The 14,204-nt window shown below is 68.0% G+C and carries 17 protein-coding genes and 2 pseudogenes; 4 read left to right on the top strand and 15 right to left on the bottom strand.

Translation table 11 applies throughout. From position 1 onward, the window contains the following. Window positions 1-103: 103 nt before the first annotated feature. The 12 genes from ACFYZF_RS00095 to ACFYZF_RS00040 all read right to left on the bottom strand — a co-directional run bounded on the left by ACFYZF_RS00095 (window position 104) and on the right by ACFYZF_RS00040 (window position 9,456). Window positions 104-1,663 (bottom strand): hypothetical protein, encoded by a 1,560-nt coding sequence (locus tag ACFYZF_RS00095; protein WP_387013991.1) that lies wholly within the window; start codon window positions 1,661-1,663, stop codon window positions 104-106. Then, window positions 1,660-2,619, bottom strand: coding sequence for a bifunctional DNA primase/polymerase (locus ACFYZF_RS00090; protein ID WP_387013989.1), 960 nt, complete (start codon window positions 2,617-2,619; stop codon window positions 1,660-1,662). Before ACFYZF_RS00090 ends, ACFYZF_RS00095 begins: the two co-directional genes overlap by 4 nt. A 179-nt stretch (window positions 2,620-2,798) precedes the next feature. Beyond that, the gene (locus ACFYZF_RS00085; protein ID WP_387013986.1) at window positions 2,799-3,101 is read right to left on the bottom strand and encodes a hypothetical protein; all 303 of its coding nucleotides are present in this window, start codon (window positions 3,099-3,101) and stop codon (window positions 2,799-2,801) included. A 387-nt stretch (window positions 3,102-3,488) separates the two neighbouring features. Next, a complete protein-coding gene (locus ACFYZF_RS00080) occupies window positions 3,489-5,708 on the bottom strand; it encodes a cell division protein FtsK (protein WP_387013983.1) in 2,220 nt (739 codons plus the stop codon). Next, window positions 5,705-6,034, bottom strand: a complete 330-nt coding sequence (locus tag ACFYZF_RS00075) for a hypothetical protein (protein WP_387013980.1) — start codon at window positions 6,032-6,034, stop codon at window positions 5,705-5,707. The genes ACFYZF_RS00080 and ACFYZF_RS00075 overlap by 4 nt, the downstream gene beginning before the upstream one ends. Window positions 6,035-6,124: 90 nt before the next feature. Next, window positions 6,125-6,322, bottom strand: coding sequence for a hypothetical protein (locus tag ACFYZF_RS00070; RefSeq protein ID WP_387013977.1), 198 nt, complete (start codon window positions 6,320-6,322; stop codon window positions 6,125-6,127). 87 nt (window positions 6,323-6,409) lie between these two features. Next, window positions 6,410-6,682, bottom strand: coding sequence for a hypothetical protein (locus tag ACFYZF_RS00065; RefSeq protein WP_387013974.1), 273 nt, complete (start codon window positions 6,680-6,682; stop codon window positions 6,410-6,412). Between the two features lie 37 nt (window positions 6,683-6,719). Beyond that, window positions 6,720-7,187 carry a DUF3307 domain-containing protein gene (locus ACFYZF_RS00060; RefSeq protein ID WP_387013971.1) on the bottom strand — a complete coding sequence of 156 codons (468 nt, stop codon included), beginning with the start codon at window positions 7,185-7,187 and terminating at the stop codon, window positions 6,720-6,722. Between the two features lie 91 nt (window positions 7,188-7,278). Continuing rightward, window positions 7,279-8,166, bottom strand: coding sequence for an ABC transporter permease (locus ACFYZF_RS00055; RefSeq protein WP_387013968.1), 888 nt, complete (start codon window positions 8,164-8,166; stop codon window positions 7,279-7,281). Continuing rightward, on the bottom strand, window positions 8,163-8,837 hold the full coding sequence (locus ACFYZF_RS00050) for an NUDIX domain-containing protein (RefSeq protein ID WP_387013966.1): 675 nt from the start codon (window positions 8,835-8,837) through the stop codon (window positions 8,163-8,165). The genes ACFYZF_RS00055 and ACFYZF_RS00050 overlap by 4 nt, the downstream gene beginning before the upstream one ends. After that, entirely contained in the window at window positions 8,834-9,208 is a 375-nt protein-coding gene (locus ACFYZF_RS00045; protein ID WP_387013963.1) for an RRQRL motif-containing zinc-binding protein, read from the bottom strand. The genes ACFYZF_RS00050 and ACFYZF_RS00045 overlap by 4 nt, the downstream gene beginning before the upstream one ends. Next, window positions 9,208-9,456, bottom strand: coding sequence for a DUF6284 family protein (locus ACFYZF_RS00040; protein ID WP_387013960.1), 249 nt, complete (start codon window positions 9,454-9,456; stop codon window positions 9,208-9,210). Before ACFYZF_RS00040 ends, ACFYZF_RS00045 begins: the two co-directional genes overlap by 1 nt. 356 nt (window positions 9,457-9,812) lie before the next feature. On the opposite strand from ACFYZF_RS00040, the gene ACFYZF_RS00035 reads away from it, so the two are divergent. From ACFYZF_RS00035 to ACFYZF_RS00025, 3 genes and pseudogenes are all read left to right on the top strand, one after another. Beyond that, window positions 9,813-10,037 (top strand): helix-turn-helix transcriptional regulator, encoded by a 225-nt coding sequence (locus ACFYZF_RS00035; protein WP_387013957.1) that lies wholly within the window; start codon window positions 9,813-9,815, stop codon window positions 10,035-10,037. A 127-nt stretch (window positions 10,038-10,164) separates the two neighbouring features. Further along, complete coding sequence (locus tag ACFYZF_RS00030; RefSeq protein WP_387013954.1) at window positions 10,165-11,331, top strand: hypothetical protein; 1,167 nt, start codon at window positions 10,165-10,167, stop codon at window positions 11,329-11,331. 4 nt (window positions 11,332-11,335) lie between these two features. Continuing rightward, window positions 11,336-11,860: pseudogene (locus ACFYZF_RS00025) on the top strand (cysteine hydrolase); the annotation flags it as partial. 169 nt (window positions 11,861-12,029) lie between these two features. On the opposite strand, the gene ACFYZF_RS00020 reads toward ACFYZF_RS00025, so the two are convergent. Further along, a complete protein-coding gene (locus ACFYZF_RS00020) occupies window positions 12,030-12,545 on the bottom strand; it encodes a TIR domain-containing protein (protein ID WP_387013951.1) in 516 nt (171 codons plus the stop codon). A gap of 132 nt (window positions 12,546-12,677) precedes the next feature. Between ACFYZF_RS00020 and ACFYZF_RS00015 the strand changes: the two genes are divergently transcribed. Beyond that, a complete protein-coding gene (locus ACFYZF_RS00015) occupies window positions 12,678-13,169 on the top strand; it encodes an HIT family protein (protein ID WP_387013949.1) in 492 nt (163 codons plus the stop codon). On the opposite strand, the gene ACFYZF_RS00010 is transcribed toward ACFYZF_RS00015, so the two are convergent. Continuing rightward, window positions 13,116-13,541: a hypothetical protein gene (locus ACFYZF_RS00010; protein WP_387013948.1), complete on the bottom strand. Its 426-nt coding sequence runs from the start codon at window positions 13,539-13,541 to the stop codon at window positions 13,116-13,118. The genes ACFYZF_RS00015 and ACFYZF_RS00010 overlap by 54 nt on opposite strands. 308 nt (window positions 13,542-13,849) lie before the next feature. Beyond that, window positions 13,850-14,092: pseudogene (locus ACFYZF_RS00005) on the bottom strand (MazG-like family protein); the annotation flags it as partial. Between the last annotated feature and the right edge of the window lie 112 nt (window positions 14,093-14,204).

Here is a 14,204-nt window from a genome sequence, read left to right as displayed (position 1 = left end):
GCGGAAATCGATGATCCTTGAGGTTCTGATCTCCGCAGAGTGTTTCCCCTGGTAGAGCGCCGTTGCTGCGGCGTTGCGGAGATGCGGAGATGGTTCAGCGGGTTTACCCCTGGTGGCGTTCGACCCAGAACACGGATCGGTCGCCCCGGTCGTTCTTGCCTGCCCGGATGACGTGATCGCCGCGCCAGCGTCCGGCCTGCCCGGTCAGCAGCCGGCCGAGTTGCAGCGGGTTGGGTAGGCGGCCGTTGTGGGTGGTGATGAACTGCCCGTCCCACGGGTCGTTGACGTCGCTACCCAGGTGCATCGGCTCGGCGTCCTGCCGTAGCTCGGCGGCGGTCATGGCACGGCCGCCGTGGCGGTCGTGCCAGCAGGTGAGGAACGCGCGCCAGCGCGTTTCGTCTTCATCGATCTCACGGATGTCGGCGGCGTTGGTGAGGAATCCGTCGATGCCGTGGTGGGCGAGGAACCCGCCGAGGGCTTGCGCCCAGGGAGTGAACTGCCGCATCGACAACCCGGTGACCCGGGGTGCTCCCCGTCGGGTCCAGTCGAGGACGAGGACCAGGAGGTGCCACAGGACGGTGAGTTGGTTGGCGGGGTCGGTGATCCATTGGTCGAGGTGGGGGATGCCGAACCCGCGTTGGTCGCGCAGTTCGGGGCGGGGCATGTTCGGGTCGAGGTGCACCCGCACCGTGCGAGATGCCATGTCACCGCCGACTTGCAGGTTGTTGCCGGTGGCCATCCATAGCCGGTCGTTGACGGTGGCGACGTTGCGCGACGCCCCTAGCTGCCGGTCGGACCACACGCCGCTCGTGACGAGCTGGGCGAGCACGGCGGAGTCGATGACGGTGCCTTCGGCGAGGTTGTCCCAGATGACCACCCCGACCTGCTCGGCCAGAACCGCGGTGATGCTCTTGCGGAGTTCTTCATCCGAGTAGGCCCAGGTCATGACGCGTTGCCCGTAGAGCATTCCCGGCCCGGCGGTGAGGATCGTCTTGCCCGATGACGGCATGGTCGCATCGATCAGCGCGAACGGCGTCAGGGAGCGGGTGAAGTGCCGCAGGATCGGCGTGGCCAACAACGCTACATAGTTGGCCCGGTCAGCAGCGGACGCCCAGGGGAAGTCGCGCAGGAACCGACCGAGCAGGAACGTACGTGCCTCGTCTACCTGCTCGGCGGTGGGTTCGTCCGGCACGGGCGGCAGCGCCACCTTGGACGCCAGGTAGAGGCCGGTGGCCGGGTCGTAGCCGGGCCGCTGCAACAGGGTCCCGTCGCGGCGCAGCACCGGGGCACCGATGATCCCGCGCAGCGGCGGCACGCCCGGCCACGTCTTGCCGGCCAGCACCGACGACAGGATGTCGCGGGGCGGGGTCACCTCGTCTTCGAACATCTCCGGGTCGCCGGTGTCGCTCTTGCGGGTCTTGAGCCGGTACACGTAGGCGTGTTCGGCGAGCAGCCCGGCCAGGCCGGCGGGGTTGACCATGCTCGCCGACACCGGCAGCGGCGAGTCTTCGTCAGCGGCGGTCGCCAGCCCACCAGAGACGGCTTCCATGTGCACCAGCGATCCGGCCGACACGTACGTGTCGGGTAGCAGCCCGTCGATGAGCGCGGCCTTGAGCACGCGGATGGTTTCCGGCCCGGAGCCGATCTGTAGGCGGGTGGTCATGCCGCCGTCCTTCCGGTGGTGGCGAGAGTGCGTGGGTTGCGGGCTCCGGTGCGCAGGCCGGATGCGATCGTGCGGGCGACCTCGGCGGGCCGCAGGCCGATCGACAACGCGGCCCGTTCCAGGACGGCGGTCACGTCGTCGTCGGTGAGCGCCCCGCCGGCGGCCAGCTGGCCGAGCGCGACGGCGGAGGCGAACAGGGCGTGGTTGCGCTGCCCGTCGGGGGCGGCGGTGAGGTGGGCGACCTGGCGGCGGATAGCCGCCGCCACGTACGGGCCGCGCCGGTCGGCCGGTAGCGCCACCGGGGCGGGCCGGCAGGCCGGTCGCGGGGTCGGGGTGAGCAGTCCGGCCAGCCATGCGGGCAGTGGCGCCGGCTCGCAGTCGAGCGCCACGGTGTAGGGGCGGCCGGCGACCGTCGACCCGGCGGCGACGACGTAGCCGCCGTGCGCGCGAGTGTCGACCTTCCACCCCAACCCGCCCCGGTCACCGGTGGTGTTGCGCAACTCGGGCCCGTCGGTTGGGTGGCGGTAGTAGAGGTGGCTACCACCGCGACCGGTGGTCACGGTGTAGGTGGTGTCGATGCTGCCGCCGTGGCGATCGGCCAGTGCGGTGAGCACGTCCAGGCCGTCACGCGCACCCGCCCAATCGGCGGGCGGGGTGTCGTCGGTGGTCTTCGGCACGTCCAGGTCGACCACCGCCAGCCCGGACGGGCCGCATGCGATACCGACGCCGTAGGGGCGCGTCGACCACGCTCGCCGGATGCGGTCCGGGTCGGTCGTGGCGCGGGGCTCCCAGCCGAGGTGGCGGCCGGCGGCGCGGCAGCGCGGGTCGAGCTGGGCACAGTTCTCTGCGGTGTGGTCGGGGAACGCGGGCCGCTTGTCGTCGGGGCGCAGCGGGAAGACGTGCCATCCGCGCGCGGCGTGGGCAAGGGCAGCGGCCAACAGGCCAGGGTCGGGCATGAGGTCCCTTCCTTCGGTCGATGGCGGACACAGGGGCGTAGAAGGTGGTTCCGGTCGCCCCGCGAGCGCTGACGGCGTGTGCGCGGGACAGCGGGGGCCTTGCAGGTAGGGCCGGAGGTTGTCCGGGGTGTGGCAGTAGCGGCCGGCGGTGCCGATCCAGTGGCCGCACCGCCCGCCGGTCACCGCCCGGCCCGCCTCGGCCGAGGTCGGGCGGCGATCGTGGCGCGGGTCACGGCCTGGCGCATGTCGCCGAGCAGCCCGACCAGTTGGCGGCGGGCCGCGATCTCGCCGGGGGCGAGGGCGACCCTGACGCGCACCTCGGCGTGTTCGCGGCCGGCGGCGGTGCGCACGCGCACCAGCACGGCCCGCCCGTGGCCGGGCAGGTCGACCACGATTTCGTCGGAGCGGTGTTCGCCGAGGCCGCATCGGTGGTCGCGTCCGCACCAGTTGGTGTGACCGTCGCGGCCGGTGCGGCGGCTCATCGGGTGGCCTCGGTGCGTAGGCGGTGGAAGTAGTTGAAGACGCGTCGCCCGGTGCGGAGGCGGTGGCCTCGGTCGCAGCGGCGGCAGGCACGGGGGCGGCGCAGGATGCGGGTGGTGGTGCGGCCGGTGCCTGCGCACCGTCGGCAGGTGGTGAACGGCTTGACTCAGCACAGGCCGGCGTAACCGAGCGTGACCAGGGCGGGTGGTGTGGCGACGGCGATAGCGGCGGTGAGCAGGGGGTCCACAAGTGCCTCTCAGGCCGGTTTTTGGGTGTGCGAGGCTGTGAGCTGCTATCTGCTAGACGGCAGCTCATGATTCGGATGGGGTGCTAGCGGGGGTGCTAGCGCTAGCAGCGCGGGCCGCTAGCGCTAGCACCCTCGGCGGCGGTTAGCCGGCGGACCGCTTGCGGTCACGCTCCGCGATCGCGGCGAGTAGGTCGGCGTGCTTGATGCCGCGAGGGGTGGTGGCCTTGCCGTCGATGCGCCGGCCCACGTCGCCGACCTTTACCAACGGGTGGGGCTTGAGCGCGGTGGTGAGCTGCGCGGCCTCCCAACCCCCGTACACGTCGGGTCGCAGCTCGGCCAGCAGCGTGCACAGCGTCTCGTTCCACGCGGCCTTGTCGTCGCCCGGCCACACCCGCGCCAGGTCGCCGAGCACGTCGGCCACCGGAGCGATGTCGCGGGTCTGCTCGTCTGGCTTGGGCAGGGTCCCGGCCGTGGTGCGCAGCGCGAACGCGCGGGCGACGATGCGGGTGGCGGCGTTGGTGTCGACGTAGAACGACCGCACCGCCGACGCCTTCGGGCCGAACCCGCGCAGGATGCCCCACCCGGCCTCAATGACCGGCTGAAACACCGTGGCGCGGTAGCCGTTCTTGTACGCCGAGGTGCCAAGGATCATGTCGTTTGCCGTCTGGTCAGCGACGCTAAGGCAGAAGCGGCTGTTGACGTTGCGGGTGATGCCGGTCGGCAAGCTGTCCTTGTCGGGGATCTGCGTGCCGATCATGATGATGACGCCGAGGGCGCGGCCGAGCTTGATGACCTTTTCCAGGAGTTCCCCGGCTTCCTTGCCGTACTTGCTGGTCATCAGCTCTTGCAGCTCATCGAACCACGCCACCAGGGGGTGCAGCCCCGACCCCTTGAGCGACGCCAGTTCCGGGGTGACCTTGTTCTCGGGTGCCTTACCGAGGCGGGCGTAGTGCTCGATGCGCTTGGAGCGGCGGCGGCACTCCTCGTACAGCCACTCGATGAACGCAAAGCATCGGGCGAGGGTGTCGTCATCGAAGCCACTGCCGTACTCGGCCATGACGGGTTCCAGCACGGCGAAGTCGCCGACGCCCTTGAGTTCGTAGCCGCGAATCTCGGTGCGCGGGTCGAGGGCTGCGGCCAGGATCAGATCCCGTAGCGCGAACGTCTTGCCCGAACCGGGCTGACCGCCGAACAGGAAGTTACGGAACATCAGGTCAACCGCGACGGTGTCCAGGCGCGGGGTGGTCGCGAACGGGAACGCCTTGAACACGTCCACCCTGGCTGAGGCGGACAGCAGCGGCCACGGCGGCTGGGTCATCTGCGACGCCGGCTCATATCCGACCCACAACGCCAGGCGGCCGGTGTGACCGGGCGCGGGTTCGGGCCACACCTGATCCAGCGGCAGCCGCATCGCCGAGGCGAGCTTGCCCCGGCGGGCGACCACCTCGGCGGCCTCCACCCCATACGGGAGGTCGACCACGGCCAGGTGGCCGGGGCCGTCGCGGTGAATGTCGACCGGGAAGCTGATCGCCTTGGGGTCCTTGGCAACCGCCGAGTTGATGGCCGGCATTTGCAGCGACGTGAGCGCCCGGCGCACCAGCTCGGCGGTGAGCTTGCGATACCGGTTGCCCTCGGTCACCCGGTCGGTGATCGGCTTGTCCGCCGGGCGGCCGAGCGTGGCCAGTAGCGGCACCACCGCCGCGAGAGCGGCCCACCGCCATACCGTCGGCATGACCGCCACCACGATTCCACCCGCGACGACCGCCCCGGCGCCCGTGGCGAGTACCCACCAACGCCACACTGACTGGCGCTGCCGGCGGGCGTCGAGCTTGAGCCAGGTGTCGGCGTCACCACGCGACGCGGCGGCCTGCCGCAGGTCCCAATTGCCTTCCTCGGCGCTGGCCCAGTGCAGCGCACGGCCGACGCCGCGGAACAGCCCGACCGGTGCCCACACGGCCGTTTTCGCCGCGTACTTCGGCAACCGCACCCCGTGGTAAGCGGTCACGTAGCCGGCGTCCTTGGCCTGGTGCCGCACGGCGGCGCGCAAGCCGCGCCACGACCGCGCCCACTCGGCCAGGATCGGCCGGCGCTCACCCTGCCGAGCCAACGCCTCCGGCGGGATGTCGTCGGCAGCGTCGACTGGGCCGCCGAGGCGCACCGGCCCGTCGTCGATGCTCTCGGCGTCCTCGCCGTCGTCCGGGCCGCCGTCGTCGTCGGCCTCGGCCGGCGGGCGCGGGCGGGGCAGCCGGCGGGCGCGGGCGTCGTCCAGGTCGACCACCTCGGCGTCGGGGCCGGCGGTGATGTCGGCCTCTGCGGCCTGCCAGTCGAAACGGTCGCCGGGGTCGGTGTTCGGCTCGGTCATCGGGACTCCTTCCCGCAACGGATGACGGCGACGGGGGCGCACAGGCGGCCGTAGGCGTCGATCTGCCACGGCGTGGTGCGGGTCAGGCCACGCGCGGCGAGGGCGGCGGCGACGGCGGTGAACTCCCGCTCATCGGGCCGGTCGTATTCCTCCATGCGGAGCGGCAGGTCGACCCGCTCGACGCCCTGCGCATAGTGGAGAAGCAGGGTGTAGCCGCCGCACGCGGCGGCGGCGATCGTGGCTCGCAGCGGCGTGCCGAGCCAGAGCCGACGGCGGGGCCACGAGCGGATCACTGCTCGCCGTAGTGCTCGCAAGGGTGACAACATCAGAGGTCTCTCCTGACGGTTGAAGCCGGATGGGGGAGCCGGCGGCACGGCACGGGTTGTCGAGGCCGAGAGCCGTGCCGCCGGGCGGGGTTAGAAGCGGATGCGGATGGGGCCGGTCACGGTGTCGGCCTGGATGCCGACGCGGGCGTTACCGGTGACGGTGTTCTCGGTCCGGCCCGGCTTGGTGTCGGTGTCCTTGGGGGTCTTGCTGGTGTCGCGGCGGCCGGTGACCTGCCCGGCCTGTACGGCGATGCGGTCGGTGCCGGAGGCGACGTTGCGCTTGCCCATAGCGGTGGTGCTCCTCTGGTTGGGCCGTCAGCGGGTCTGGCGGCTTCCGCGCGTCACCGGGGGATGGGCCGGTGACGACGGGAGCGGTCAGCGCCGGTGCTTGCGGCTGCCGATGGCGGTTGTGCCGTTGCCGATCGCGGACTGTCCGGTGACCGTCACGCGGCCGGTGCTCACCGTGCCGCCGTTGTCGCTGGTGGTGGGGTCGAAGTTGTAGTGACCGGCGTTGCAGATGGCGAGGGTGCCGGTGCTGTCGACAGACACGCTCTTGAAGCCCTTGCCGCACTGGTTGCAGGACGAGATCGCCACGAGGATGCCCTTCTTGTCGGGCTGCCAGCGGGTCTGGCAACCTCCGCACCTCACCGACCCGGGGAGTCGGGGCGGTGTGGCGCAGGGGTGGTCAGACCGCGCAGAACAGGGCGGCGATGAACAGCCACCCGATGTGCCACGACTGGTCGAGGGCGTAGGCCCCGGTGCCAAGGGACGGGTTGTCGTCGTGGCCGGGGCGAGGGGTGCCGAGGGCGTAGAAGCGGGCTGAGCCGAGAGCGGCAGCGATGCGCTTGAGCGGGGTACGTCGGTCGGCGGTGTAGTGGCTGACCGCCGAGATCGTCAGCCCGACCGCCACGCCCCACGGGTCCAGCCGCAGGCCGGTGCCGGCGACCAGGAGCAGCAGCGCGACCAGGGCGGTAAGGGTGTAGGTGGTGACGTGGGCGGTGCAGGCGATGCGGCCCGGCCAGCCGGGCTGTCCTTTGCAGTCGGCCTGGTGCTGGGTTTGCACCCAGTGGTCGGCGACCTGGTGGGCGACGTAGAGGGCGACGTACACGGCGGCGAACGCAGCGGCGTGCCGGCCGGTGGGGTCTGCGAACATTGGTGGTCTCTCCTGAGGTCGTCTGGCTGAGGGGTGAGGGCCGGCGGCACGGCACGGTTTCTCAGGCCAGGGGCCGTGCCGCCGGGCAGAGCTAGTCGTGGGTGCGTACGAGGTGGGCGAGGGCGGCTCCCATGCCGAGCACCGCGACGGGCAGGCAGGCGACGGCGGTGGTGATCCACCACGGGGCCGATTCGATGCCGGCCGCGACGAGCAGGTGGTAGGCGACCTGACCGAGCGCGCCGACAGCGAGGGAACCGAGCGCCGACCACTTGGCAAAGGTGCGTGCCCGCTCCGGCACACGGCCGGACAGCCACACGTACAGGGCGTACGCGCCGTACGTCTCGACACCGATCGGCAGGGTGATCGCGGTGTTCAGGCTGAACCCGTCGGCGATGCCGGGCAGCGGGTGCACGATGCCGAACCCGGTGAGTCCGCCGAGGCCAACCCACCCGGACCAGATCGCCACGAACGCGGGCAGCGCCAGCAGCACCACCGGCCACACCACCGCCGGTCGGGCCGGCTTGGCCGGGGTGGGCGTGTCCGGGTGACCGACCGCCGTGACCTGCTCGACCTGCTCGGCGGGCGCGATCTTCGCCGGAGTGGCCGGCACGGGGTCGACCGGCGGGGTGTGCTCGGGTGCGACCGGAGTGGGGGCCGGGTGCGGGCCGATCGGCTCGGCGTAGTCCAGCGGCACCGTGGCCGGCTCGGTGAGGTTAGTCAGGGCGTCGTCGAGGGGCAGCAGGGCACCTCGGGCGATCATCGCGGTGCGGGTCTGCTCGGTGCGGGTGCGCTTCTCGTGTTCGGCCTTGAGGCGGGCGAGCAGGTCGTCCGCCTTCGGCGCACCGATGCGGAACTCCCGCATCAGCCGGTTCCGCGACGGAAACTGCTGCCCGTCGGGCAGGTCCAGGGCGCGGGCGGCCGGCAGGAGGGCGTCTACCGGCTGCGGGTAGCGGGTGCCGTTGAGGGTGGGGGCGGTCATCGGGTCACCTCGTCCAGGTTGTCGGCGAGCAGGTCACGGTGGGCGGGGAACACCTGACCGCCGTAGGCGTCGGCCAGGTAGTCGGCGAGCACGTCGTAGTCGTCGGTAGGCAGCCACAGCGCCCGACGGGCGTCGTCGGCCCCGGTCACCAGCGGGAAGTCGCCGCGGCGGTGGTGGCCGATCCAGGTGCGGGCCAGGACGGTGACCATCCATGCCTCATCGCTGGCGCGGGGGTCGGGCACGTAGCGCGGCGGCGACAGGTGCCACTCCTGGTTGCGCAGGATCAGGCCGGTTTCCTCGGCCAGCTCCCGCACGGCGGCGTCGGCCGGCGTCTCGCCGGGGTCGACGTGGCCGCCGGGCAGCGCCCAGCCGTGGCCGTCGCCGCGCTCCACCATCACGATCCAGCGGTGCCGGTTCTCGTCCCAGAGCGACACCAGGGCGTCGGCGGCCAGGGCCTCGCCCCAGTGGCCGAGCTGGTTACGGCCGTAGCGGATGCCGGTCGGCGCGTACGGGTTGACCGGCCGCCCGTCGACCAGCGGGAACTGCAGTGCGGCGGCGGCCCGGCGGGCGGTCCAGTCGATGGCGGTGGGGTCCATGGTCGGGTCAGCCCACGACGCCCCGGCGGCGATGCCGTCCAGAACGCTCGGGTGGGTGTAGGTACGGGGGATCATGCGGCGGCCTCCATCGGATGGGCGCATTCGAGGCACTCGCCGAGCGAGCGCGGGATGTAGTACGGCCGCACTTGCCGGCAGATTCGGCAGGTGCGGCGGGCGGTCAGCGCCTTGCCAATCGCGGCCCACTGGGCGGGGGTGGCGGTGCGCTTGGGCCGGGCCAGGTCGACCCGGTATAGGTAGGCAGCGCGAGTACCGCCGACCCCTTGCCAGAGCACCTGAGCGGCGATCGGCTGACCACCGGGCTGCAGGCCGGCGGCGGTCAGTTGACGGCGGGTGGCGTAGCCGGGCGGGGCACCTCGCCACCAGTAGGCGGGGATGCCGTACCGCGTGCCCTCCGGATCGTGGTACGCGGCGCGGATGCGCGACATCAGGCCGCGCGGTGCGGGCCAGCGATGCCGGCGGCCAGCTCGGCGGCGGCGCGGGTGACGCGGGCTTCGGCCCGGCGCAGCCGCCGCCAGTCCAGCGGCGTGGGGCCGCCGTGGTCCTCGGCGTAGAACATCGTGATCTCGGCGTCCAGGACGTCCAGCTCGGCCGCGATCAACGGCCACTCCATGTCGATGGCGGCCAGGTCTTCGGCGGCCGGTTCGGCGGTAACGGGGATGCGGTGCTTCTTCACGGGAACCTCCGAGACAGGTTGATGAAGCCGGGTGCCTCGGTCGATGGCCGAAGCCAAGACCGAGGCGAGGTGTTTGTAGTACGCGTGACCCGCTCCGCTCGCCCCGCTCGCCCGGGACCTACCGGGGTCGACCACCAGGTGGCTCAATGCAGGGATGCCGCTCGCGACCCACGCGCACTCGTTCCTGTCGCTATGGAGTTCTCAATGAACGTGTGGCTTTCGGCGGCCCCTGGGCGTACGGCAACGCGTGCCGCCGTTCCCTGGACCATCCGGCCGTTACAACTTGGCGCTGTATTCGCAAGCTACAGCGTGACGTTGTATTCGCGCAAGCACCTCGACCGCGTAGGCTTGTAGTGATGACTGCTGACGAGCTGCCCGCCGACTGGTGGACTACCGAGCACGTACGCGTCTACCTGGCGTCGGTGGGCGTGCCGATCAGCCGTGCCACCTGGGCGTCGTACGTCTCCCGCGGCCAGGCACCCGCGCCCGACCGCATGTTCGGACGGTCGCCGACGTGGCGACCGAAGACCATCCAGCAATGGCAGGCCGGGAGGCCGCGCCGGGGCACTCCCGCCGACTGACTCGGATCATCTGTGCCTCCCCTTCTCGCCTTCGATCTGTGGCGGCACCTTGCTCGCCTGCCAATGAGACTGCCCGCGAGTCGGCCAATCGGGCAGGTACTACGCACGGACACGAAGGACACGGGGCATGTCCAGCGAGGTGGGTCGGCAGTTCAAGCCGAACCTTGTGCTGGTCAACCAACGTAAGGCGGCAGGCTGGGACTCGCGGAAGCGCGCCGCGCGGGAGCTGCACCGCCTAGGCCTACAGCACGGCATCCGGGAGACACCGGCCGTCGAGGCCATCGAAAAGGCGATGTATCGGCACGAGACTGGGCGCTTGGCGGTCACCGATCCGATTTATCGACAGCTCTACTGCCTGGCGTACGCGGCAAAGCCCCACGATCTATTCGGCGAGCTGACCGGGGGTGGAGAGGAACGGCCGCATTTCTCTGTCCGGTCACACAAGTTCGTGCCAGCCTTCGTAGGTGTGGAGGCAGCAGCCGAGCTACGGGACGGCGCGGCCTGCGTGCCGGCCGAGGGTCAGTGGTACGCCTGCGACGCTGCCGCAGTTGAGCACCCGGAGGGCGAGTGCACCCTCTACGTATGGCCTTGCGGATCGACCGTCTTCCACCTGGTGGAGTCCATAGAGATGTCGTCTATAGCCTCGCTGGCGGCCTGGCGAAAGGTGTCGTACGGCGACAACATCAAGTGGGCAGCGGACTACCTCTCCCGCGCCTTGCCCGGTATTAGCGAAAGGGAACTGTACGTCTTCGGGGCCCACTGGCTGGTCGAGCCGGCGTGGTCGCCCGGGCTAATAGAGCCAGCGCTACGCATCATGGCGACGCCTTCGGTGCTGCTGCATCGTGATCGCCAAATGGATGACGAGCACCTGGCCCACGCCGAACTGATCGAGCAGTCCCTACTCTCCGAGGCGTACGACCACGGAGGAATCGAGTCCTTCGGCATTCGCGGTATCTCTTCGGGCTACGCCTCGTGGTCCGGCGTCGTTTACCACCCGGTTGCACCCGAGCGAGCCCTGACCGAAGCCGATTTGGTCGCCTGCGAACTTGCGGTGCAGTCTATGTGGGCGTTTACCGATGCCATCACCCGCCAGATTGAGCTCGGCACAGACCCTGAGGTGCCATCCAAGTACGGGTGGCGATACCTTCGAGGGGTCCGCTCCCGCTTGACGACTTCTCGACCACGAGAGACCGGACAACATCAAGCAATGCGTCGAGCGATCCTACGAACGAGCGACCTCACGCCAGCCTTGGAACAAGCCATCGAGACTCTCCGCGACACGGATCGAGGTTGAAGCAATGGCAACTAATCGGCCAGTGCTCGTAGTGACCGACATGCAGAACGGCTTTGTTAGAGAACAGTCAGCACACATCGTGCCGGTCGTCGCGGCCCTGGTGCAGCGATGGCAGGAATCTGGTGGCGACACTCTGTTCACCCGATACATCAATTACCCCGGCAGTCCTTTCGAGCGCTTCTTTGGCTGGCGACGACTACAGTCCGCCCCTGAGACAAATATCGTCCCCGAATTGCAGCCATTCCTCGAACGCGGCGCAACGCTTGACAAAAACATTTACAGCCCGTTCACGATGGAGGGCGATAGGCTGGTCAAGCAGCGCGGCTGGACGGATTTTTTCTTCTGCGGAATTGCGACCGAGAGCTGTGTCTTGAAGGGTGCGGTGGACGCCTTTGAGCGAGATTTGACGCCATGGTTGATCGCCGACGCTTCCGCCAGTCACGCGGGACTTGAAGCACACAACGCTGGACTCTTAGTCGCCCGAAGGTTTATCGGTCCCGGCCAGGTGATCAACCAAGCCGACATCCCACCCCCCCCTTACTGGAGGTCGGTAGACGTGCAACGGCAGACCTCATTCTCCTCGGATCCCGAACTCGGGAGACCAGCGACATCGAATGCGGGCCGCACAGTCAGAGTGGAGACCATAATCCGAGAGATGCGCAGCACCAAGCGGCGCCGCGCATCTCGGAGTCTCTGGACTACCGGTACTTAAGCACACCCTGATTTCTCGATCGGATTGAGATTGCCTCCTCGACCCAATCAGCAAGATTGTTGGCGATGTTCGCATAAACGGCTTTACTATCCCAGCCCGACGGGTTGTAGGCCTTCACAACGCTCGCCAATGAGCGAGAATTGAGGGTGAAGTTGTCGAAAGGATTGTTCCCTTGCCCGGACTCCCTTCCTCCGAGATCCTTCAATCGGTGAATGTATACCCCCAGGACTGCTTTACCGTCGAACCAAGATTTTTCAATCTCGTAGTTTACCCAACGACGACTAGCCGTGTACTGGCCGATCAGGACCACGGTGCACGACTTGCCAGATATCTGTCCGTCGATCCAGTTTTGGATAGCCGAATCACCCTTGCGCTTAATCTCTTCCCACTGGTTGCCAGTAAGCAAAGGCGTAGTCTTCTCGACCGTCCCGATGTTGCGCACCTGCGAGACGCGGTGTGAGTCCTGCTTATAGTGGAAGCTATAAAAGACCTTACGAGCCACAAACCCTCCTAGCTGGTTCCGATTTGCTCTGGCAGGATATCAGTCACAGGGGGACTTGCTTCGCGCACAGCCACCGCCTGTCGCTAACCCGACAATGGAATCATTCGAGCTAATAACTGCGATAGGAGAACCGTGGCCCAAGCACATATTCCCGACTGCGAGTTCTGCAAGATATCGACGAAGGATGCCCCAGCAGAGCTTGTCTTCGAGAGCGATCACGCGATGGCGTTCATTCCGTTGCGGCCCGCTGCCGTAGGGCACACCTTGGTCATCCCCAAGGCACACGTACCAAACTTGTATGAACTAGGAGTCGACACTGGGGCGCGGCTGATGGAGGCTGCGATCCGAGTTGCGAACGCGATCAAGGAAGCGCTATCACCGGATGGAATGAATTTAATAACCTCGGCAGGATCAGCAGCAACTCAAACGATTTTCCACATCCACCTCCACCTAGTACCCCGCTGGCACGGAGACCACATCGGCAATCTCTGGCCGCCAAGTGAGCCTTGGAGCGAAGCCACCACGGAGGGAGTCGCGGGGGCGATCAGGGATGCGGTCGTGATGAGGTCATCAGGCGATGCGAATCAACGCCCCCACAAGAAAGGCGAAGTTGATCATAAATAGCGCTCCATAGTAATAGCGGAGCGTGACAGAGAAGAACGTCTGAAACATTGAGACGTCACTCCAGTAGCGACTGCAATCCATAGAGAATGGCTCGACGGTAGACTGCGGCCTCCGCACTTCATCATAAAGCTTCCGAAATAGTCGCTCCTGCCGCAAGTAGAACGCATCGAGCATCCAGAAAATAACGATTGGGGCAAAAGCGACTGCAACAATCTTCCAGCTCAGACGATTAGTCGCAACCACGAAGAATGCCGAGCCGATGGCGAGAGTCCACCCCTTAATGAGGAAGGAGTTATTCCCGAGCCTAGTTACAATGGCTTGGATAAGCTCTAAATGCTTGACCCGGTCTGGACTCAGCCCCTTTTCGCTCACCGCCGCATGATACCGATCCCTCAGTCAATCGGAAAGAGCCAGTACCTCCAGTAGGGCGCGGTGAGCCATCAAGGCAGAGGAGAGGCCGGCGAAGTGTGACGGGTGCATCGTCTCAGTTTTGGTCTCGTTCGCGACGGTTCGGGAAGGTCCGTACCGCTCGACCGACCGGCAGCGCCTGCGGTTATGGACTGCGACAACTAGGGGTGCACACAGCGCGGCAGACTTGGAAAGCCTGTTGTGCTCCAGGGCAGCAGGCGGCGCGACATAGTGGTGTGCCAGCTGGCGGCGCTTGCTGCCGCTGACTGGGGCTAGTTGTCGTAGGTGTCGTACTTGTCGCTGCGACCGCGTGCCCGGTCGACGGGGTATCGCCGGGCGTTGAGGTCCATCTTCTTACGTAGGGCCGTTGCTAGGTCGACCTGGAGTACGTCCGCCAGGCGGAGCAGGTAGGCGAGGACGTCGGCAAGTTCGTGGTGTACGGCTTCGGCACGGGCCGGGTCGTCCATGATCGCGGTGGACTGCGCCGGGGTGAGCCACTGGAAGATCTCGAGGAGTTCGCCTGCTTCGCCGGCTAAAGGATGTCTCGTAACTCGGTGAAGCGTTGCCTGGCAACGGTGCTGGCGTCACCCCGCGAGGATGATGTTGTGGAGGTGGGCGATGCCAGCA

The sequence above is a fragment of the Micromonospora sp. NPDC001898 genome (assembly GCF_042891255.1).
Taxonomy (GTDB): domain Bacteria; phylum Actinomycetota; class Actinomycetes; order Mycobacteriales; family Micromonosporaceae; genus Micromonospora.
Note: the sequence above shows the minus strand (reverse complement) of the source record. Positions and strands in the feature narration are given on the sequence as shown.